Source organism: Streptomyces violens (genome assembly GCF_000717745.1).
Taxonomy (GTDB): Bacteria; Actinomycetota; Actinomycetes; order Streptomycetales; family Streptomycetaceae; genus Streptomyces; species Streptomyces violens.
Genome location: NZ_JOBH01000004.1, coordinates 290031 through 311293, shown reverse-complemented (window position 1 = coordinate 311293; position 21263 = coordinate 290031). Strand labels below are relative to the sequence as shown.

The following is a 21263-nucleotide window of genomic DNA, read 5'->3' as shown; positions in this document are numbered from 1 at the left end:
CACCCCGGGAGGACCCATGCACGACGCACGACCTGAGCCTCACGACGAGCACGACGCCGGTACGGCTGACGGCGCAGGCACGACTGACGGCGGGCCCGGTGCGGCCGGTGGCGAGCCCGGTACGGCCGCCGGGAGCCGTGCGGCCGACGGGGCCGGTCCGAGCCGCCGTTCGGTGCTGTGGACCGCGGGCGCCGCGGGCGCCGGGCTCGGACTCGCCGGAATGGCCGCGGGAACGGCGTCGGCGGCCGGGGCAGCGGCGACGCCGGCCACTGCCGCGACGCCGGTCTCTGCCGGATCCGCGCCTGACACCGCGGCGGCCCCGAAGCGGCGCGGCAGAACGATGATCGGCGTGCCCTTCGAAGGGCGCAGCACCGTACGCGTCGCCATCGTCGGCCTCGGCAATCGCGGCGGCTCCATGATCGACCTCTTCCTCGCCGTGCCGAACACCCGCGTCGTGGCGCTCTGCGACCCGGTCAAGGAGAAGACCGCCAAGGCCGCGAAGAAGGTCACCGACGCCGGCCAGCCCGCCCCGGCTGTCTACGCCAACGGCGACCACGACTTCGAGAACCTCTGCAAGCGCGGCGACATCGACTTCGTGTACATCGCCACGCCCTGGGACTGGCACTTCGAGATGGCGAAGACAGCCATGCTCAACGGCAAGCACGTGGGCGTCGAGTGCCCGATCGCGCTCCGGCTGGAGGAGCTGTGGGAGCTGGTCGACCTCTCCGAACAGACCCGTAAGCACTGCCTGCAGCTCGAGAACTGCTGCTACGGGCGGAACGAGATGCGGGTACTGCGGATGGCCCACGCGGGCCTCTTCGGCGACCTGCTGCACGGCGCCGGCGCCTACAACCACGACCTGCGCGGCCTGATGTTCGACCCGGACTACTACGAGGGCCCGTGGCGCCGGCTGTGGCACACCCGGCTGCGCGGCGACCTGTACCCCAACCACGGGTTCGGTCCCGTCGCCAACTACATGGACGTCAACCGCGGCGACCGGGCCGTACGGATCTCCAGCTTCGGCACGCCCGCGCTGGGCCTGGCCGCGTACCGCAAGGAACACATGCCGGCCGGCGACCCGAGCTGGAAGGAGACGTACATCGAGAGCGACCGGACGATCTCCCTCGTCCAGACCGCCAAGGGCCGCGTGATCCGCCTGGAGCACGACGTCTCCACGCCGCACCCCTACAGCCGTATCAACAGCCTCGGCGGCACGAAGGGCGTCTTCGAGGACTATCCGTCGCGGATCTACCTTGAGCCCGGCCACAGCGATGACCAGTGGCACGACTTCGGTGAGTTCGCGGAGTGGGACCACTGGCTCTGGAAGGAGCACGCCAATCCGCCCGGCGGGCACGGCGGCATGGACTACATGCTGGTCTTCCGGCTGACCCAGTGCCTGCATCTGGGCCTGGTGCCGGACTTCGACGTGTACGACGCGGCGACCTGGACCGCGCCCGTACCGCTGAGCGACCTGTCGATCAAGGCGCACGGCATGCCGCTGGAGATCCCGGACTTCACGCGCGGCGACTGGAAGAAGGCCCGGCCGGGGATGGACTCGGAGAAGCCGACGGGGTGACCGGCTCCGGGGAGCTCGGCCGGCAGGTATCGGCCGAGCCCCCCCGGGTCACTCCGCGGCGGTCACTTCTCGGCGGACGCGTCGTGGGCGTTGGGCGTCTCGGCGGCGGCGGACACCTTGGGGGCGTCGGCATCCGAGGCGGCCGACGCCTCCTGAGCGGCGGGCACCTTCGGAACGCCGGGCGTCTCCGGCGTTACGGGCGCCTCCCCGTTGAGCACCTTCTTCGCCGTCACGCGGTCCAGGGCGCCCTCCCAGCGGGAGACCGCGAAGACCGCGACACAGTTGCCGAGCAGGTTGGTCGCCACCCGCATCGAGTCCATGATCCGGTCGACACCGAGCAGCAACGCCACCGCGGCCGCGGGAATGACACCCAGCGCGGACGCGGTCGCCGACAGCGCCAGGAACGCCGAACCGGGCACACCAGCCATCCCCTTGCTGGTCAGCATCAGCACGAGCACAACGGTGATTTGCTGACCTAGCGACAGATCGACCCCGACGGCCTGCGCGATGAAGAGCGTGCCGATGGAGAGATAAATCGATGCACCGTCGAGGTTGAAGGAGTAACCGGTCGGCAGGACCAGCCCGACCGCGTCGTCCCGGCAGCCCGCGGCACGCAGCTTCTGCATCATGCGCGGCATCACCGTCTCGCTGGAGCCCGTGCCCAGCGCCAGCAGCAGCTCCTCGCGGGTGTAGCGGACGAACTTCCAGAGGCTGAGCCCCGTGACGACCTTCAGCGCGAGCCCCAGCAGCACGAGGAAGGCCAGCGCGACGCCGTAACAGACCGCGATGAGCTTCGCGTACGTCGTCATCGCGCCGAGGCCGTACTCCCCCACGAGGTGCGCGGTCGCCCCGAAGACGGCGATCGGCGCGAGGCGCATGATGTAGCCGACGATCGTGAAGACGACCTCCTGCGCCTGCTCGATGAACGGCAAGATCTGCGGCACCTTCGTCTGGCCGAGGTGCAGCAGCGCCGCACCCACCAGGCAGGACAGGACAAGGACCTGGAGCAGCGAGTTTTCCGCGAACGCCCCGACCGCGCTGTCCGGCAGCGATTCGAGGATGAACTGCGAGGTGGACGGCAGATGCCCACCGCCGGTCTTCTCGTCCACCGCATTCTGGTCGAGCGACGCCGGGTCGACGTTCATACCGACGCCGGGCCCGAAGACATTGCCCGCGAGCAGGCCGACGACGAGCGCGATGGTGGTCGCCACCTCGAACCAGATCAGCGCCTTGAGGCCGATCCGCCCGAAGGCTTTGAGGTCACCGGCCTTGGTGATGCCGGCGACGACGACACAGAAGACGAGCGGGGCGATCATCGCCTTGATGAGGCGGACGAAGCCGTCGCCGAGCGGCTGGACGGCTGAGCCGAATTCCGGCCACAGCCGTCCGACGAGGACTCCGATGAGCAGGGCGACGAGAACCTGCGTGAACAGACTGGTGCGCAGCATGCGGCCAGCTCGGCGAGCGAGCGATCCGGTGGCGTGCGGCACGGGCACTCCCTAGGACGGATTCTGGGATGCGAAAACGGACTTCCGTTCTCCGTTGATCCGTCACTATGGCTGAGCCCCATGCCGCACAGAAGGGGTCGGTGTTACATCCAAGAAAATCTTGGAGCTTGCTCCAAGTAACCGTCAGTACGACAGCCCGTCACCGTCCGGGGGCGCGCTCACGCCTCCAGGTGGGCCTTGTCACCCATGACCACGACCGGGTGCTGTGCGGGGTCGATCGTGCGCAGCAGGTACCGCATGGCGGACTTGGGAAGGCTCACGCAGCCGGACGTGCCGCTCCCGTGGTCCATGTGCAGCCAGATGCCGCCCCCCTTGGCCTCCCCCTCGGGCCGGGTCGGATCCAGCGGCGAGACGCCCTTGGCACGGTTGTAGTCGATGGCGATGACGTAGTCGAAGTCGTGCCGGGTCCGCTTCGCCCAGTACGAGGGCGGAGTGAAGGCTGCGGACGCGGTGTACGGCAGCTTCGCCCCCGGGTCGGGCAACACCCCGCCCGCATCCGAGAGTGTGTACACGCCGACCGGACTGCGCTTGTCCCCCACGTGGTGGTGCAGCGTCCAGCCCCGCTTGCCGTTGTGCGCCTGCCAACTACGCTTCCGGCTCCAGGTATTGCCGGCGTCCCCCGTGTCGCCGCCCTTCGCGTCACTGTCCTTCGTGCTGCTGTCGCTGCCCTTCGTGTCGCTGTGCTTCGTGTCACTGTCCTTCGTGTACAGCACGACCGTCGAGGTGGTGGCGTTCTCGCCATCGCCGTACACCGCGACCACCTGCCGCGCATCGGCGGGGATGCGGGACTGCAGCTTCTCCCCCACTCCGGGTATGCGCGTCAGCCCCGTCGACGGGATGGCGCTGGGCTTCCCCCCGCGACCGGCGGCCTCCTTGCCGTCGTTCTGGGCGCCGCCACAACCCGCCACCAGGACCAGCCCCGCGGCGACCAGCGCGGCCGCCTTACTTGTACTCCGCATGGTTCACATGGTCGCACTGCCCGGTCCCGGCCCATCCGGCGAGGCGGACTACAGCCCCCGAACCGCACATCGTGGCCCGATCCATACGTTCCGCCAGAAAAACGATTGAAAATCCCGGCCATTCCACGCCAACCTTCCATGGCTCTGCCCTGCTCCTGTCGCAGGCGCAAGCGGCACAGCCCTGCCCTGTTCCGCCGCGCCTGCCGCGCCCGGTGGGCTCCCGGCCCGCTCCCTCCGGCCGGGACTCCGTGTCCGGACTTCTGTCCGGGCTCCGTGTCCGGGCTCCGTAACCGACGAAACGCTTGGACGTCATGCAGATTCGCGATCTACCGCATCCCGACCCGGGTGTCCCCGACGTCCGTTCCGGCGGCCGCTTTCTGGTCTGGCTCTGCCGCCGGCAACTGGGCGGCCAGTTCAAGGCCATGGCCTGGGGGCTGGTGCACACCGGCGCCGTGGCCTCCTTTCCTGTGCCGGTGGGCATCGCCGTGCAGGCCGTCGCTGACCGCTCCGGCGCCGGGCTGGCCCTCGCGGGCGGTCTGATGGTGGTCCTGGGCGTACTGGTCTCGGTCGGCGACACGATGCTGCACCGCGCCGCCGTCACCAACTGGATCACCTCCGTCGCTCGCATCCAGCAACTGCTCGCCCGCAAGACCGCGGAGTTGGGCTCCGCCCTGACCCGGCGGGTCGCGGCCGGCGAGGTGGTCGCGGTCAGCACCGGCGACCTGGAGAAGATCGGGTGGTTCGTCGAGGCCATCTCCCGTTTCTCGGCCGCCGCGCTCACCACGGTCGGCGTGTGCGTGGCCCTGGTGATCTACCAGCCCACGCTGGGCACCGTGGTCGCGATCGGCGTACCCGTACTGGCGCTCGCCGTGCTGCCGCTGCTGCCGCGCGCGACGCAGCGCGCCGACGAACAGCGGGAAAAGGCCGGCCGCGCCACGGAACTGGCCTCCGACACCGTCGCGGGCCTTCGCGTGCTGCGCGGTATCGGCGGCGAGGAGCTGTTCCTCGGCCGCTATCGCACCGCCTCCCAGGACGTCCGCAAGGCCGCCGTCCGCAGTGCCCGGATGTGGGCACTGATCTCGGCCGTCCAGATCGCGCTGCCGGGACTGCTGCTGATCGTGGTCGTCTGGTACGGCGCCCGGCTGGCCCTGGACGGCCGCATCGAGGTCGGCGCGCTGGTCACCATGTACAGCGCGGTCACCTTCCTGCTCCATCCTCTCCGGCACTTCGAGGAGATCGCCCAGGCGTACTCCTTCTCCCGCCCGTCCGCGAAGCGGGCGGCCCGCATCCTGGCGCTCAGCCGTCCGGCCGACGGCCGCATCACGGACCACGCTCCGCTTCGGGGCGACCTCTACGACCCGGTCACGGGCCTGCTCGCCCCGGCCGGCCGTCTCACGGCGGTGGTCTGCGGCGACCCGGACGCGGCGGGCCGACTGGCGGAACGGCTGGGCGGACATCCGGCGAGCGAGCCGGACGAACGAGATGAGCGGGGCGAGTGGGGCGAGCCGCGCGAGGGCGCCGCCGGCGGTCCGGGCGAGGCGAAGTCTGCGGGTGACGCGGGCGATATGGCCGATGCGGGCCGGCCGGACGACCGGACGGACGCGAGCGGTGCGATCGCGAGCGGTGCGATCGCGAGCGGTGCGGCCGCGAGCCGTACGGGCGACCGGGCCAACGCGGGCGATGCGATAGCGAGCCGTACGGGCGGCGTGGACGGCGCGGACGGCGACGCTGGTGAGGGCAGCGAGAAGAGCCGCGGGGAAGCCGCGGCGGACGCGGCCGTTCCCTCGCGCGGCGCTCTCCCCTCCGTGGAGCTCGGCGGCATCCCCCTGGACGACGTACCACGGGACGCCGCCCGCCAGGCCGTCCTGGTCCAGGACAAAGACCCGGTACTGCTGTCCGGAACGCTGCACGAGCTGTTCGACGTGCCGTCCTCCGGCGCCGTCACCGCCGAACAGGCCCTGGCCGCCGCCCAGTGCGACGACGTACTGGCCGCGCTCGCCCAGTCCGGCACCGACGACTCGGGCGACCCGATGCACAGCCGCATCACCGAACGCGGCCGCTCCCTCTCCGGCGGCCAGCGCCAACGGCTCGCGCTGGCCCGGTCGCTGGTCACCGACCCCGAGGTGCTGGTACTCGACGAGCCGACCAGCGCGGTCGACTCGCACACCGAGGCCCGGATCGCCGACGGTCTGCACGCCCTCCGCGACGGCCGCACCACGGTCGTCCTCACCTCCAGCCCGCTGGTACTGGACCGCGCGGACCAGGTGGTCTTCCTGCCCGAGGGCAAGGTCACCGCGGTCGGCCCGCACCGCGACCTCCTCCGCACCTCCCCGGCCTACCACTCGGTCGTCACCCGCGAGACCGACGAGGAACGTGCGCGAAAGCAGGCCGGCGACGCTCCCGCCCCGCGGGAAGATCCGCAGGCAGACCCGGGCGAGGGCCCGCGCGCAGACCCGCGTGAAGGAACGCAGGGCACCTCGCACGGAGCCCCGGCGGACATCCCGCGGGGCACGGACTCCGCCACCCCACCGCACGCCCGCATGGGCGCGCTCGACTCCATCGAGGAGACGGCATGATCGGCCTGGCGCCGCCGGAGCACGATCCGGAAGCCGCACGTACCACGACCATTCTCCCCGTCGGCTCTCCCGCGACCGTACGCAGCTACGTCGCTGGGCTGATCCGTCGTCACCAAAAGGCATTTGTCCTCCTCGTTACCGTCAATGCCGTCGCCGTCGTTGCCTCGATGGTCGGTCCGTATCTCCTCGGCGGCCTCGTGGAGGACCTCGCCGCCGACGCGCGCGACCTGCATCTGGAGCGCACCATCGGGCTGTTCGCGCTCGCACTGGTCATCCAGACGGTGTTCGTGCGGCTGGTCCGGCTGCGCGGTGCGATGCTCGGCGAGCGGATGCTCGCGGACCTGCGCGAGGACTTCCTCGTACGGTCCGTCGGACTGCCGCCCGGCGTACTCGAACGGGCCGGCACCGGCGATCTGCTGTCCCGGATCACCACGGACATCGACCGGCTGGCCAACGCGATGCGCGAGGCCGTGCCGCAGCTGTCCATCGGCGTGGTCTGGATCGGGCTGCTGGTCGGGGCGCTCGGCGTGACCGCCCCGCCGCTCGCGCTGTCCGTACTCGTCCCGCTGCCCCTGCTGCTCGTGGGCTGCCGCTGGTACTTCAAACGCGCGCCGAGCGCCTACCGTTCCGAGGCTGCCGGTTACGCGGCGGTGTCCGCCGCGCTCACCGAAACGGTCGACGCGGGGCGCACCGTCGAGGCGCACCGGCTCGGCGACCGCCGCATCCGGCTGTCGGAGCGGCGCGTCCGCGAGTGGACCCAGTGGGAGCGGTACACGCTCTACCTCCGCTCGGTCCTCTTCCCGGTGATCAACGCGACCCACACCCTCAACCTCGGTGCCGTCCTGATGCTCGGCGGTGTCTTCGTCCTGCAGGGGTGGATGACGATCGGCCAGCTGACCACGGGCGCGCTGCTCTCCCAGATGATGATCGAACCGATCGGCATGATCCTGCGCTGGTACGACGAACTCCAGGTCGCCCAGGTGTCGATCGCGCGGCTCGTGGGCGTGCGGGAGATCGAGCCCGAGGCAGCGGACGAACGGATCACCCCGGACGGCCGGCACGTCCACGCCGACGAGGTGCGGTTCGGCTACCGCGACGGTGTCGACGTGCTGCACGACGTCTCGCTGCGGGTACGGCCCGGCAGCCGCGTGGCGCTCGTCGGGCCGTCGGGCGCGGGCAAGTCGACACTCGGCCGGCTCCTCGCGGGCATCTACGCACCGCGCAAGGGCGAGATCACCCTGGGCGGAGCCGAGCTGTCCCGGATGCCGGCGGAACGGGTACGCGCCCACGTGGCGCTGGTCAACCAGGAACACCACGTCTTCGTGGGTTCGCTGCGTGACAACCTGCTGCTGGCCCGCACGGGCGCCGACGATGCGGAGCTGTGGGCCGCGCTGGGCGCGGTCGACGCGGACGGCTGGGCACGCGGGCTGTCGGAAGGGCTGGACACGGAGGTCGGCTCCGGCGGCCACTCCCTGACTCCGGCGCAGGCGCAGCAGATCGCGCTGGCGCGGCTCGTACTGGCTGACCCGCACACACTGGTACTGGACGAGGCCACCTCGCTGCTGGACCCGCGAGCCGCCCGTCATCTGGAGCGCTCGCTGGGCAAGGTGCTCGACGGCCGCACGGTCGTCGCCATCGCCCACCGGCTGCACACCGCCCACGACGCGGACGTCATCGCCGTGGTCGAGGACGGCCGCATCACCGAGCTCGGCAGCCACGACGCGCTGGTGTCCGCCGACGGCCCCTACGCCGCCCTCTGGCGCTCCTGGCACGCCTGATCCACTCGCCCTGCCCGTGCTCTCCGGGGGCCGAAGACCGCCGGGGAGTACGGCCGGGGAACTCAGATCGGGGCAGGCGAGACCCCACGTCTGGGTGCCAGGCCGCTCGCTCGGGGTTCGGCGCCCTGGCGGGCCGACTGAGTCGGCCAACCCGCCCAGGCTGAATGAGCTGCACGGGCCGACTGAGCCGCTCAGTCCGGCTGAGCCGGCCGGACCGGCTGAACCGCCCGGGCCCGCTGAGTCGCTCGGGCCCGCTGAACTGCTCGGGCCCGCTGAGTCGCTCGGGCCGACGAGGCCGGCCCGGTCGCCCGGAACCCCCGAGCCGCGCTGAGCTCCCGGAGTACCGAGAGCGCCAAGGGCCCTTCGCGCGCCAGCCTCACTCAGTGCATCCGAGGAGCTCGGTGCGCCCGGGCAGCTCTGGATGCCGGTCGAGGTCGGGGCCCCCAGGCAGCTCGGGATGCCCGTCGAGGCCGGCGTACCCAGGGAGCTCGGGGTGTCCAGGAAGCTCGGGATAACCGGGGAGGCCGGGATGCCCAGGAATCTCGGGACGCCGCGGCCGCCTGGTTTACCTCGGCCGCCCAGTTCGTCGCAGCCGCCGGGCGGCCCAAGGGCTACAGGAACCCGAGCGCCGTCAGGCCGCCTATGCCTCCGAGGAGGGTGAAGATCGGCATCAGGACCTTCAGCTCCACCCAGCTGCCGGCACGGAAGCGCATGCCCTTCGGCGGACCGACCGGGTACCAGCGCTTGCGGCCTATCGGGATGGGCCACATGATCGGGCAGCCCGAGACGGTCAGGGCGTCGCCGATGTCGTGCACCAGCGCGCCCAGCACGATCGGCAGCCCCAGCCAGAGGTACTCCTGGCCCGAGCCCGTGAAGAGCCAGTGCGAGCCGTTCCCCGGCTGGTCCAGCACTCCGGCGAGAATCCACGCCGAAGCCGCGCCGAGCAGCCACACCAGTACATCGCTGGACACCCGCGCCGCCCGCCACAGCAGCCCTTCGATGGCGAGGACCATGTGTACGAAGAGGATGGCGAGCACCGCCCAGCGGCCGCCCTGCACGGCCAGTACCGACATGCCCGCGCCGACGAGCACCGCCCACAGCCAGGTGTGGGTCAGGGTGCGGTGACCACCGGAACGGCGTGCGTCGCCCTTCATCCGAGTGGCCTTGTAGACGGCCGCCGAGATGTTGTCGACGACCTCGCACAGCCCCCGGGACAGCGGGCCGAAGGCACGCGAGATCGTGGCCGCCTTGTGGTCCAGGTCGGGGGCGAGGGCCGCACCGGCACAGATCAGCGCGCCGACGACAACCACCGGCCAGGGCATCGGATGCCCCGCGGCGCCGGCCGCCGCGCCCACCCCCAGCCAGGCCGCGGCCCCGGACAGCGAGTGCGCCGGTCCCATCATGGTTGTTCCCCACCCCTTGTCGTCTTTGTTCTCGCCCCGGCGACGGGTGTTCGCGCCCCGGTGACGTGTGGTCGGCGACACAGCGTAGCGCCCGATGATCACTGCCGAACCCGCCGGTTCCCGCTTCCGGGGTGAAGGAAGGCAGTATGGGGGCGTGACCCTCATCGATCATCTGCCGAACGACGCCGACCCCGATGCCCTCTTCGAAGCCTTTTCGACCTGGGCCGAGCAGCAGGGCATCTCGCTCTACCCTGCCCAGGAAGAGGCAATGATCGAGGTGGTCTCGGGGGCGAACGTCATCCTGTCCACCCCCACCGGCTCCGGTAAGAGCCTCGTCGCGGCGGGCGCGCACTTCACCGCCCTGGCCAAGGACCAGGTCACCTTCTACACCGCCCCCATCAAGGCACTGGTCTCCGAGAAGTTCTTCGACCTGTGCAAGCTCTTCGGCACCGAGAACGTCGGCATGCTCACCGGCGACGCCTCCGTCAACGCCGATGCACCCGTCATCTGCTGCACCGCCGAGGTACTGGCCTCGATCGCACTGCGGGACGGCAGGGACGCCGACGTCGGCCAGGTCGTGATGGACGAGTTCCATTTCTACGCCGAGCCGGACCGCGGCTGGGCCTGGCAGATTCCGCTGCTGGAGCTGCCGCAGGCCCAGTTCATCCTGATGTCGGCGACGCTCGGCGACGTCTCGATGTTCGAGAAGGACCTGACTCGGCGTACGGGCAACCCGACCTCGGTAGTCCGGTCCGCGACGCGTCCCGTGCCGCTGTCGTACGAGTACCGCACGACACCGATGACGGAGACGCTGACCGAGCTGCTGGAGACGCACCAGGCGCCGGTCTACATCGTGCACTTCACGCAGGCCGCGGCCGTGGAACGGGCGCAGGCGCTGATGAGCATCAACATGTGCACGCGGGCCGAGAAGGACGAGATCGCCAAGCTGATCGGCAATTTCCGCTTCACCACCAAATTCGGGCAGAACCTTTCGCGGTACGTGCGGCACGGGATCGGCGTGCACCACGCCGGAATGCTGCCCAAGTACCGGCGCCTGGTGGAGAAGCTGGCCCAGGCGGGTCTGCTGAAGGTGATCTGCGGGACGGACACGCTCGGCGTCGGGGTGAATGTCCCGATCCGTACGGTGTTGTTCACCGCGCTGACCAAGTACGACGGGAGCCGGGTGCGCACACTCCGGGCCCGGGAGTTCCACCAGATCGCCGGGCGGGCCGGGCGGGCCGGCTTCGACACCGCGGGCTTCGTCGTCGCGCAGGCGCCCGAGCACGTCATCGAGAACGAGAAGGCGCTCGCGAAGGCGGGCGACGACCCGAAGAAGCGCCGGAAGGTCGTCCGGAAGAAGGCGCCCGAGGGCTTCGTCAACTGGGGCCAGAACACCTTCGAGAAGCTGATCGCCTCCGAGCCGGAGCCGCTGACCTCTCGTTTCCGCGTCACCCACGCGATGCTGCTCTCCGTGATCGCCCGGCCCGGCAACGCCTTCGAGGCCATGCGCCGCCTGCTGGAGGACAACCACGAGTCGCGCAGGAACCAGCTGCGGCACATCCGGCGGGCCATCGCCATCTACCGCTCGCTGCTGGACGGCGGGATCGTGGAGCGCCTGGACGAGCCGGACGCCGAGGGCCGGATCGTCCGGCTCACCGTGGACCTGCAGCAGGACTTCGCGCTCAACCAGCCGCTGTCCACCTTCGCGCTGGCAGCCTTCGATCTGCTCGACCCCGAGTCGCCCTCCTACGCGCTCGACATGGTCTCGGTCGTGGAGTCCACCCTGGACGACCCGCGGCAGATCCTGGCCGCGCAGCAGAACAAGGCCAAGGGCGAGGCGGTCGCCCAGATGAAGGCCGACGGCGTCGAGTACGAGGACCGCATGGAGCGCCTCATGGACGTCGAGTACCCCAAGCCGCTGGACGAGCTGCTCTCCCACGCCTACGACCTCTACCGGCGCAGCCACCCGTGGGTCGGCGACCACCCGTTGTCGCCCAAGTCGGTCATCCGCGACATGTACGAGCGGGCCATGACCTTCACGGAGTTCGTCTCGTTCTACGAGCTGGCCCGGACCGAAGGCATCGTGCTGCGCTACCTCGCGAGCGCGTACAAGGCCCTGGACCACACCGTGCCCGACGACCTGAAGTCCGAGGACTTCGAGGACATCATCGCCTGGCTCGGCGAGATGGTCCGCCAGGTCGACTCCAGCCTCCTGGACGAGTGGGAACAGCTCGCCAACCCCGAGGCGGAGACGGCCGAGGAGGCCATGGAGCACGCGGACGAGGTCAAGCCGGTCACGACCAACGTCCGCGCCTTCCGGGTGCTCGTCCGCAACGCGATGTTCCGCCGGGTCGAGCTCGCGGCGCTGGACAAGGTCGAGGAACTGGGCGAGCTGGACGCCGACTCCGGGTGGGACGAGGACGCCTGGGCGGACGCGATGGACGCCTACTGGGACGAGTACGAAGACCTGGGCACCGGCCCCGACGCGCGCGGCCCCAAGCTCCTGCAGATCGAGGAGGACCCCGAGCACGGACTGTGGCGGGTCCGGCAGACGTTCGCCGACCCGAACGGCGACCACGACTGGGGCATCTCCGCCGAGGTGGATCTCGCCGCCTCGGACGAGGAGGGACGCGCGGTCGTGCGCGTCACCTCGGTGGGTCAGCTCTGACCATGGAAGCCTGCTCGGTACTGACGGTGGACGCCCGCCCGGTTCCGACCGGGGGCGCCTGCTCAGGTCCCACCGTGGGTCTCGTGCCGGCCGAACGCCTCTGCCCCGACTCCTCTCCGACACTGATGAAGGACGCCCGTAGATGACCAATCCGGCGGAAAAGCTGGTCGACCTGCTCGATCTGGAACAGATCGAGGTGAACATCTTCCGCGGCCGCAGTCCCCAGGAATCCCTGCAGCGGGTCTTCGGCGGCCAGGTCGCCGGGCAGGCGCTGGTGGCCGCCGGACGGACCACGGAAGGCGACCGACCGGTCCACTCACTGCACGCGTACTTCCTGCGGCCCGGTCGGCCCGGGGTGCCAATCGTGTACCAGGTCGAGCGGGTGCGTGACGGGCGTTCCTTCACCACGCGCCGGGTCGTGGCCGTCCAGCAGGGGCGCACGATCTTCAACTTGACCGCCTCCTTTCACAAGCCCGAACCGGGCTTCGAGCATCAACTTCCGATCAGCCGTGCGGTACCGGCTCCCGAGGACCTGCCGACGGTCACCGAGGAAGTCCGCGAGCACCTCGGCGGACTGCCCGAGGCGCTGGAACGGATGGCCCGCCGCCAGCCCTTCGACATCCGCTACGTCGACCGCCTGCGGTGGAAGCCCGAGGAGATCGAGGGTGCGGAGCCGCGCAGTGCCGTGTGGATGCGGGCGGTCGGGCCGCTGGGTGACGACCCGCTCGTCCATACCTGCGCGCTGACGTACGCCAGCGACATGACGCTGCTGGATGCCGTGCGCATCCCGATCGAGCCCCTGTGGGGTCCGCGCGGGTTCGACATGGCGTCTCTGGATCACGCGATGTGGTTCCACCGGCCGTTCCGCGCGGACGAGTGGTTCCTCTACGACCAGGAGTCGCCGATCGCCACCGGCGCCCGGGGCCTGGCCCGTGGCCGTATTTACGACCGCGAGGGCAGGCTGCTCGTCTCGGTCGTCCAGGAAGGGCTCTTCCGCAAGCTCGGCGACTGAGGGCGAGAGCGGCCGACGAAGCCCCGGCCGCGGCCGGGCGAGGACGCACCGGGCCGTTCGGTCGACGGCCGGGCCGGGGACGGTCCGGCCGCCTCGCCGGTCCTTCCGGCCCGTCGCCGGGCGAACAACGAGCCGGCCCTGTCGGTGCCGGGCTGAGGCGGAACGCCGCCGGTAGCCGCTGTCCTCGGCCGGGTGCGCGAAGTGGTCGGTGTCCCTGTCCGTGCGCGAATAAGGCGAGCGCGGCGCGCGACTGCCTCGGGGGCGAGTGCTCCATCGGTACCGTGGGGCGGCGCTTCGGCGAGGCGGGCGGGAGATGACGCATTGCCGCGTTCCGTCGCTCCCGCGCGGCTCGCGGTCGTAGGTGCCGCAGTCGCAGGGGCCGCAGTTGCAGGGCTCGCCGTGGCAGCGCCGACAGTCACAGGGCCCGTTGCCTCACAAGACTCTTCTCCATACATCTCCTGAAGGCGGGGATCGTCGAAGGCCGGGCGCGAAGGGGCGGCGCCGGGCTGGGACAGGACCGGTGCCGGGTGTTCCTGGCGGGCCGCGTCCAGTTGCCGGGAGAGGCTGATGCGGTACCACATCACCTCGTCGAACTCCTGGGCCGTCTCGGCGCGTTCGACCGCCTCACGGGTGCGGGTCGTGTTCGCCCCGGCCGACGACAGGCGTGGCCTCAGCTTGCGCAGCCAGGCCCGCTCCGCCGGGTCACGGACCAGCGACGCCAGCTCCTCCGGCGGCAGTACAGCGGCGATCACAGCCGATACCGCCCAGGAGCCGTCCGCCTCCTCCACGAGCTGGGCGACCCGCCGACTCCGCCACAGCCTGCCCCGCCAGTCCTGTCCGCGGGTCAGCAGCTCGCGCATCGGCGGCGGTGTGGGCCCGTGGATGAGGCTGCATTCCCTGCCCGCGAAAGCCTGGAGCTCCGCTGCGAGGTACTGCCACACGATCGCGCCGTAGCGGTTCACATAAAAGCGGACAGGGCCGAAGCAGCCCGCCCGGGCCAGACGCAGGAACCTGCCGGGGGCGATGCCCAGCAGCTCGGCACCCTCCGTCGCGCCGACGACGCGGATCCGCTCACGCAACGTGTCCGGGAAGCCCGCTTCCTCCCGCAGCCGCTCGACCTCCGCCGCCGGCACCCGCCGTCGGCCGGGCGCGCCGCCCGGCCCCGGCAGGACCGTCATCACTTCCTCGAGCTGCGCGGCGAGCTCGAACTCGCCTGTCTTCAGCCCTAGTTCACGAGCCGCCCGCCCCATCGCGAGTGTCTCGGAACCCTCATACATCGCGGTCATGTCGCACTCCCCCGCTACAGTCCAATCACTGACAGTCACGACTGTAGCCGCGGAGTGTGACAGCGGGTCAACCCCCGCCTCAGACCTGTGGATAACTTTGCGGCTGGCGCACCGCGACGCCGAGATGTTCCCCGACCCGGTTCACCAACAGCGTCATTTCGTACGCGATCTGCCCAAGATCGGAGTCGGCCTCGGCCAGCACGCACAGACAACTGCCGTCGCCCGCCGCCGTCACGAACAACACCCCGTCGTCGAACTCGACCATGGTCTGCCGTACCCGGCCCGCCCGGAACTGCTGCCCGGACCCCTTGGCCAGACTGTGCAGTCCGGAGGCGACCGCGGCCAGGTGCTCGGCGTCCTCCCGCACCAGGCCCTCGCTCGCCCCGGTGACCAGGCCGTCATTGGAGAGCACGAGGGCGTGCCGTACCTGATCGACGCGCCGTGTCAGGTCGTCCAGCAGCCAGTCCAGTCCGCTGCTCAGTGCCATGCCCGCTTCCTCCCCGTAACACCGTGCTACCTACCGGTCGGCAGTGCCATGCGTCGCGCACCGCTGTGCCAGCCTCGCTCACCTCGGCGTTCTCGGCAAGCGGCCCGGACACGTCGGCCCGCGCCCGCCGGCTTCAGTGCCTCCGGAAACTGCAGGATGACCCCATGGCACGAAGGGTGACCAAGGACGAGTGGTTCGAGGGCGTGCGCAGCTGAGCGAAGAGCTATCGAGGTACGCGAGGGGGGCACGCATCACCGGGCGGTGCATGGACGAGGGCCGCGGGGCCTAAGGACGGCTCACCGTGTCCAGGAGGCGGGCCGTGTGCATCCGCCCTGCGTGCTCGACCAGCCGGATCAGTACTTCCTTCCCGGAGTCCCGGTCGCGCGCGTCGCACAGCAGCACCGGCGTACCGCCGTCCAGGTCCAGCGCCCGCGACACGTCGTCCGCGCCGTAGGAGCGCGTTCCGGGGAAGCAGTTGACGGCCACGAGGAACGGCACCCGGCGGTTCTCGAAGTAGTCCACCGCGGGGAAGCAGTCCGCCAGCCTGCGGGTGTCCGCGAGGACGACGGCGCCCAGGGCGCCTTCGGAGAGGTCGTCCCACAGGAACCAGAAGCGCTCTTGCCCGGGGGTTCCGAAGAGGTACAGCGACAAGCCCGGTCTGATGGTGATCCGGCCGAAGTCCATCGCCACCGTGGTGGTGGTCTTGCCGACCACACCGCGGGTGTCGTCGACCCCCTCCCCCACCTCGCTGAGGTACTCCTCCGTGCGCAGCGGGCGGATTTCGCTGACCGAGCCGACCAGCGTCGTCTTGCCGACTCCGAAGCCGCCCGCTATCAGGATCTTCAGGGCCATCTCGGGCTCGTCCTGCACCGTTCCGGGGTGCACGGAATCCGCGGAAACCATCGGTACTGACCTCCAGGAAGCGGTGTGCGCACTCGGGCAAGCGCGCAAGTGAGGGACGGACGCGTTCATGGGTGCCGGGGCCCGGATGCCGGTGCCGGACGGTGTGACCCGAGCGGTCCGGTGGGCCGATGTGCGGTGCCCGGCAATTACGGTCAGGACCGTAATCCCTCCCGCGTCACCACGCGGGGCGATTCGGTGAACCGGATCACCGCTGCGGCGCACGGCAGCGGCCCGGGTGCATGGTGTCCTGGGGCATCACACGCCACCCGCGCCGCCTATGTGGTGAAGCGCGGTGGGGTACGCAGGTGTTCGCCCACGCGCCGGACGAGCCGGGCCATCTCGTAGGCGATCATTCCGATGTCGGTCACCGCCGTACTGAGCACCGCCAGACAGGAACCGTCCCCGGCCGCGGCGACGAACAGGACGCCGTTGTCCATCTCCACCACCGTCTGGCGCACCCTTCCCGAGGAGAAGTGGCGCCCCGTGCCCTTGGCCAGGCCGTGGAACCCGGAGGCCACGGCCGCCAGGTGGTCGGCGTCCTCCCGAGGGAGCGAGCCCGAGGCCCCGGTCACCAGGCCGTCGCCGGAGAGCACCACGGCATGCCGGACCTCCGGCACCCGGGCGGCCAGATCGTCCAGCAGCCAGTCGAGGCCGCTCCGGGGGCGCGACGGTGTGCCGCTCGCTCGTTCCTCGTGCATCAGGGTTCTCCCATCGTGGAGCCGCGGGCCCAGCCGTGGCGGTAGGCGGTCATACGGGTGCGTATCTGTTCCGGGACGAGCGCGGGCTCCGCCTCGGGCGGCGTGTCCGCCTCAGTGAGGGACGGCTCACGCAGCTGAACGGCGAGGCTGTGCTGCCGTATGCGGCGCGGGAGCCCGTCCGTGCCGTCGGGCGGGGCCGCGCCATCGGGCGAGGCCGTCATGGCTGCGTCTGGCTGCGGCTCCACTGCGCGCCCGGTCCGGTGTTCGAGGTGCGCGCGTACCCGCTCCAGTGGCGCGTCCTGGGGCGGGCCGGCCGGCGCGCTCCGTACAGGGGGCGTGGCCTCGTGCACCAGGATGTTCGGCAGGAGCACCACGGCCGTCGTGCCTCCGTATGGCGAGGCGCGCAGGACGACGCGCACGTCATGTCGGGCAGCCAGCCGGCTGACCACGAAGAGCCCCAGCCGGTCGCCGTCGAAGGGGTCGAGCGAGGCTGCCTGCTCGATGCGCCGGTTCGCCTCGTCCCGTGCCGCCTCGTCCATGCCCAGGCCACGGTCCTCGATCTCCAGCACGTGCCCAGTGCCGACCTGTTCGCCCTGTACCCGCACCTTGGTGTGCGGCGGTGAGAACTGTGCGGCGTTCTCAATGAGCTCGGCCAGTAGGTGGGTGAGCTCCGCGACCGCGCCACCCGGGATCGCACCCGCGGGGAGGCGCCGCACCTCGATGCGCGCGTAGTCCTCGATCTCCGACACCGCCGCGCGCACCACGTCCGTGAGCGGCACCGGTGACCGCCAGGCACGTCCGGGAGCCGCGCCGGAGAGGATGAGCAGGCTCTCGGCGTGACGCCTCATACGGGTGGTGAGGTGGTCGAGCCTGAAGAGGTCTCCGAGTTCGGCCGGATCCTGGGAGCGGCGTTCCATACTGTCCAGGAGGGCGAGCTGGCGGTGGAGGAGGACCTGGCTGCGGCGGGCGAGGTTCACGCAGACACCGCTGATGCCGTCGGCCCCTTCGGCCCGCTCCACGACCGCGTCCAGCGCTGCACGGTGCACGCTGTCCAGGGCAGCGCGGACCTGTGAGATCTCGTCAGCGGCGGTCGGTGTCTCGGGGGCGTTGGGCATATCGGCCTGTCGGCCGGCACGCGCTGCACGCAGCGCTTCGGGGAGTTCGTGCCGGGCGATGCCGAGCGCACCGTCACGCAGGGCGGTGAGCTCCCTGCCCAGGCCGCGGCCGATCCGTACGGCGACGACCAGGGAGAGCACGAGGGCGAGGAACCCGATGCCGGCAGCCGCCGCAGTGGACGGCGAGACGCCGTACACGAGCGGGCCAGGACGGCGTGCAGCGTCGGTGGCCAGCTCCTTCTCGATGCCGTGCAGTTCGCGCCGCAGGTCCTCGTACGAGGGGCGCCAGCGGGCGCCTGGCGCCGCCTGCGCCGCGCCGCGGCCGGGGGCGGCGGCACTCACCGCGTTCTCCATGGCGCGGACGTCCGCATGAGCGCGGCTGGTGGCGAGTGTGCGCCAGGCCGCGTCCGTAGGAGCCGGCAGGTCGTCCGTGGCGATGCGCTGCATGAGGCGCCGCGCTGCGACGGTACCGGTGAACGACCGCTGCCGCTCCTTGTCGAGCGTTCCGGAGAGGTCTGCGGCCGTGAGGACGGCGTCCTCCTGGGCGAGCAGTTCACGGGCTCGGCCCAACTCCTCAGCGGGCCGCGTGCCATCCGTAGTGCTGCTCAGCGCTCCGTTGAAGCTGAGGGCCGAGGCGATCGCCTCCGTGTAGGGGCCGTACGCCTGCTGCCACGTGAGGGAGCGCTCCGTCGTCAGCCGGCGCTGCTCCGGGAGCGCGTCGATTGCGGTGGTGAGGTCCGCCAAGCGGTCGGCCGTGCGGGCCGGAAGCCCCGCGGCCTCGTTCACTGTGCGCCGACCGTCCTGCCGCAACCGGGTAGCGGCCTTCTTCGTCTCGCTGGCGCGCGCTTCGAAGGCGTCCATGCGCGCCTGAGTGGGGTCCGACAAGTACGTGACGGTGGCCAGGCGTTCCTCCTGGAGGGCCCGCGCCACCTCGTACACGGGTGTGCGGACCTCGTCCTCGATACGCTGCGCCTGCCGCGCTGCCACCGCGTCCTGCACGGCGGTGACGGTCGCCGAGCCCCAGAGGGCGAGCAAGGCCACGATGGGGGCCGTGAGCACGCAGACGATGCGGGCGCACACCGTACGGGGGCGGAGGATGCGGTGTCCCATGGCCACGGGACGCTATCCGCGTCGGGGCCGCCCACCGGGCGTACAGTCCGGAAGTGCTGGCATTTGGCGGCCCGGTACCGACGCCCGACCGGCGCGCGCCCGAACCTGCGCGCCCTTCGGGTGTTCCGGTCGTTGCGGGATCAGAACCGTACGGGACCCGGCCGATGAGGGATCATGCGTCACCATGAACGAATTCAGCGACAGCACCCCTGCCGAAGGCGCCGGTCACCGCGGGCCCGGCCACCAGCCGCACGATGTGCGGGAGTTCTTCGGGCAGCGAGCGCGGTACTGGGACAGCCGCTTCCCCGACGACGGGCCGGCCTACGCGGCAGGCGTCGCGGAGCTGGGCCTGCGGGCGGGCGATGGTGTGCTGGACGCCGGATGCGGCACGGGACGGGCGTTGCCCGCGCTGCGTGCCGCTGTGGGACCGTCCGGCACGGTGCTCGGGGCCGACCTCACGCCGGAGATGCTGGAGGAGGCCGTACGGGCCGGACGGAACGCCGAGGCGACCCTGCTGCTCGCGGACGTCTCCGCGCTGCCGGTGCGGGACGGCGCCCTGGACGCGGTCTTCGCGGCCGGGTTGATCTCCCACCTCGCCGATCCGCCGCAGAACCTCGCCGAACTGGCCAGGGTCGTACGGCCCGGAGGGCGGCTGGCGCTGTTCCACCCGATCGGCCGGGCCGCCCTCGCCGCCCGTAAGGGGCGACCGCTCACCCCGGACGACCTACGGGCTGAGCCGAACCTCCGGCCGATGCTGGCGCGCAGCGGCTGGGACCTGGTCCAGTACGTGGACGAGGACGCGCGCTACCTGGCGCTGGCCGTGCGCCGAGGATGACCGCACTTCAGCGTTGGCCCGGTTCTGCAGCGGCGTGCGGCACCGGGCAGCCGACGGTGCGCTGCCGGCCCTTGGGGAAGGTCCCGAGGTCGGCGATGCGGTAACCGTTCGGGTAGCCCTTGATCTCCGGGTTCTGCCGGGCGTAGTGCGGGGTGCGGCGCGGCGGCAGCAGACGCACGGCCTTGGCGCGCAACCGCAGTGCGCCACGTACGGCGGCCTGTACTGCCGGGCGTGGCCGGTCGTAGCGGAACGCGTCCAGCAGGGCGTCGTCCAGGAGGGCCGTGCTCGCGGCGCGCACTATGGGGGCCAGCGGCCCGTACCACCCGGCCATCAGGTCGAGCGAGGCATCCGAGACGCGTCTTCCGCCCTCGTCCCAGCCGAAGTGCTCATGTTCGTAGTCGTCCAGATAGCGTTCGAATTCCTGGTAGGTCCGGGGCGGGTCGGTGATGCCCATGTGCTTGCCGAGCGTCCCGTAGTACGCGGCCATCGCGCGCTTCTCGTGCTCGCTCAGCCGCCGCCAGCCGTACTGGTCGATCCAGCGCTTCGGTACGACCACGAACGTGCACAGCACATAACGCATGTCGTCGTTGCTGATGTCGTAGCTGCGGTGCATCTGATTCATGCGCCGGATGGCCGTGCGGCCGCCCTCGGTCTCGAAGCCGTGCTCGACGACCGAGTCCAGAAGGAGCGCGGTGTCGTCGTAGCGCTTTTGCGTACGCTCCGTCAGCTCCGAGGTCTCCGCGAGCAGACGGCCGATGCTGGGTACCGCATACGTGCGGTAAAGGGCGAGTTCAAGCGCTCTGGTGATGTCCCATGGGAACTCATGCGTCACCGTGATGCGGAAGATCCGCAGGAAGTCGCGCTCAGGATCCAGCCGCTGAATCTCCTTGAGGAAGTCGTAACGCCTCATGAGAACACCGTCCCTTTCGTCGCCGAAGGTCCAACCCTACGGGGAGAGGGGAGACTTGAAAGGCTCCACACGCTTCTCTACCGGCATGGAGGAATGATGACCGACCTCCTTCGCAGACTCCGGCTCCGTCTCGCTCATGGCCTGTTCGGACCGAGGCCGCCACGTCCGGAGCGGGAGCCGGCCAGGAAGGGCGCGCACAACCTCTTTGAGGCCGCGGCCACACATGTGGCGGCGTGCGCCGAAGGGGACGAGGACCGCAGCGCCGAGGCCGCGGACTGGGTGTCCCCGGAAGCGCTCGCCTTCGGCATCAACGAACTGGCGTGCCGGGCGCTGATCGCGCTGGCGCGGGAGCGCCGTCAGTCGCCGCAGGAAGTGGCCAGGGACCTGCTGAGCCTGCCGGCTGCCTGAGTCGCGCCGCCTTTACCAGGAGCGGGCACAC

16 protein-coding genes are annotated in these 21263 nt (G+C 70.8%); 7 read left to right on the top strand and 9 right to left on the bottom strand.

Annotated elements, in window-relative coordinates:
* Positions 1–16: 16 nt before the first annotated feature.
* The gene (locus IF04_RS0110095; protein WP_078600086.1) at positions 17–1576 is read left to right on the top strand and encodes a Gfo/Idh/MocA family protein; all 1560 of its coding nucleotides are present in this window, start codon (positions 17–19) and stop codon (positions 1574–1576) included.
* Between the two features lie 62 nt (positions 1577–1638).
* On the opposite strand, the gene IF04_RS0110090 is transcribed toward IF04_RS0110095, so the two are convergent.
* Both IF04_RS0110090 and IF04_RS0110085 read right to left on the bottom strand, forming a co-directional pair.
* Complete coding sequence (locus IF04_RS0110090) at positions 1639–3024, bottom strand: cation:dicarboxylate symporter family transporter (RefSeq protein ID WP_078600084.1); 1386 nt, start codon at positions 3022–3024, stop codon at positions 1639–1641.
* 218 nt (positions 3025–3242) lie between these two features.
* Entirely contained in the window at positions 3243–4043 is an 801-nt protein-coding gene (locus IF04_RS0110085; protein WP_030253717.1) for a L,D-transpeptidase family protein, read from the bottom strand.
* A gap of 311 nt (positions 4044–4354) precedes the next feature.
* On the opposite strand from IF04_RS0110085, the gene IF04_RS37255 reads away from it, so the two are divergent.
* Together IF04_RS37255 and IF04_RS0110070 are read left to right on the top strand one after the other, a co-directional pair.
* Positions 4355–6619 (top strand): ABC transporter transmembrane domain-containing protein, encoded by a 2265-nt coding sequence (locus tag IF04_RS37255; RefSeq protein ID WP_078600144.1) that lies wholly within the window; start codon positions 4355–4357, stop codon positions 6617–6619.
* A complete protein-coding gene (locus IF04_RS0110070; protein WP_030253713.1) occupies positions 6616–8397 on the top strand; it encodes an ABC transporter ATP-binding protein in 1782 nt (593 codons plus the stop codon). The genes IF04_RS37255 and IF04_RS0110070 overlap by 4 nt, the downstream gene beginning before the upstream one ends.
* 611 nt (positions 8398–9008) lie before the next feature.
* On the opposite strand, the gene IF04_RS0110065 is transcribed toward IF04_RS0110070, so the two are convergent.
* Positions 9009–9800 carry a metal-dependent hydrolase gene (locus IF04_RS0110065; protein ID WP_030253710.1) on the bottom strand — a complete coding sequence of 264 codons (792 nt, stop codon included), beginning with the start codon at positions 9798–9800 and terminating at the stop codon, positions 9009–9011.
* Positions 9801–9954: 154 nt separating this feature from the next.
* On the opposite strand from IF04_RS0110065, the gene IF04_RS0110060 reads away from it, so the two are divergent.
* Entirely contained in the window at positions 9955–12468 is a 2514-nt protein-coding gene (locus tag IF04_RS0110060; protein WP_030253708.1) for a DEAD/DEAH box helicase, read from the top strand.
* A gap of 142 nt (positions 12469–12610) precedes the next feature.
* On the top strand, positions 12611–13480 hold the full coding sequence (locus IF04_RS0110055; RefSeq protein WP_030253706.1) for an acyl-CoA thioesterase: 870 nt from the start codon (positions 12611–12613) through the stop codon (positions 13478–13480).
* Here the strand turns inward: IF04_RS0110055 and IF04_RS38655 are convergent.
* The 5 genes from IF04_RS38655 to IF04_RS0110030 all read right to left on the bottom strand — a co-directional run bounded on the left by IF04_RS38655 (position 13411) and on the right by IF04_RS0110030 (position 19079).
* Entirely contained in the window at positions 13411–14766 is a 1356-nt protein-coding gene (locus IF04_RS38655) for a DUF6397 family protein (RefSeq protein WP_051830997.1), read from the bottom strand. The genes IF04_RS0110055 and IF04_RS38655 overlap by 70 nt on opposite strands.
* A gap of 79 nt (positions 14767–14845) precedes the next feature.
* Positions 14846–15253 (bottom strand): roadblock/LC7 domain-containing protein, encoded by a 408-nt coding sequence (locus tag IF04_RS0110045; RefSeq protein WP_030253702.1) that lies wholly within the window; start codon positions 15251–15253, stop codon positions 14846–14848.
* Positions 15254–15538: 285 nt separating this feature from the next.
* Complete coding sequence (locus tag IF04_RS0110040; RefSeq protein WP_030253700.1) at positions 15539–16156, bottom strand: GTP-binding protein; 618 nt, start codon at positions 16154–16156, stop codon at positions 15539–15541.
* A 275-nt stretch (positions 16157–16431) separates the two neighbouring features.
* Positions 16432–16854 carry a roadblock/LC7 domain-containing protein gene (locus IF04_RS0110035; protein WP_051830996.1) on the bottom strand — a complete coding sequence of 141 codons (423 nt, stop codon included), beginning with the start codon at positions 16852–16854 and terminating at the stop codon, positions 16432–16434.
* Positions 16854–19079, bottom strand: a complete 2226-nt coding sequence (locus IF04_RS0110030) for a sensor histidine kinase (protein WP_157847634.1) — start codon at positions 19077–19079, stop codon at positions 16854–16856. Before IF04_RS0110030 ends, IF04_RS0110035 begins: the two co-directional genes overlap by 1 nt.
* A 184-nt stretch (positions 19080–19263) precedes the next feature.
* On the opposite strand from IF04_RS0110030, the gene IF04_RS0110025 reads away from it, so the two are divergent.
* Positions 19264–19914 (top strand): class I SAM-dependent methyltransferase, encoded by a 651-nt coding sequence (locus IF04_RS0110025; protein WP_078600082.1) that lies wholly within the window; start codon positions 19264–19266, stop codon positions 19912–19914.
* A gap of 7 nt (positions 19915–19921) precedes the next feature.
* Here IF04_RS0110025 and IF04_RS0110020 read toward each other — a convergent pair whose 3' ends face one another.
* Entirely contained in the window at positions 19922–20824 is a 903-nt protein-coding gene (locus IF04_RS0110020) for an oxygenase MpaB family protein (RefSeq protein WP_030253691.1), read from the bottom strand.
* Positions 20825–20920: 96 nt separating this feature from the next.
* On the opposite strand from IF04_RS0110020, the gene IF04_RS0110015 reads away from it, so the two are divergent.
* Positions 20921–21232, top strand: coding sequence for a hypothetical protein (locus IF04_RS0110015; protein WP_030253689.1), 312 nt, complete (start codon positions 20921–20923; stop codon positions 21230–21232).
* The last annotated feature ends 31 nt before the right edge of the window (positions 21233–21263 follow it).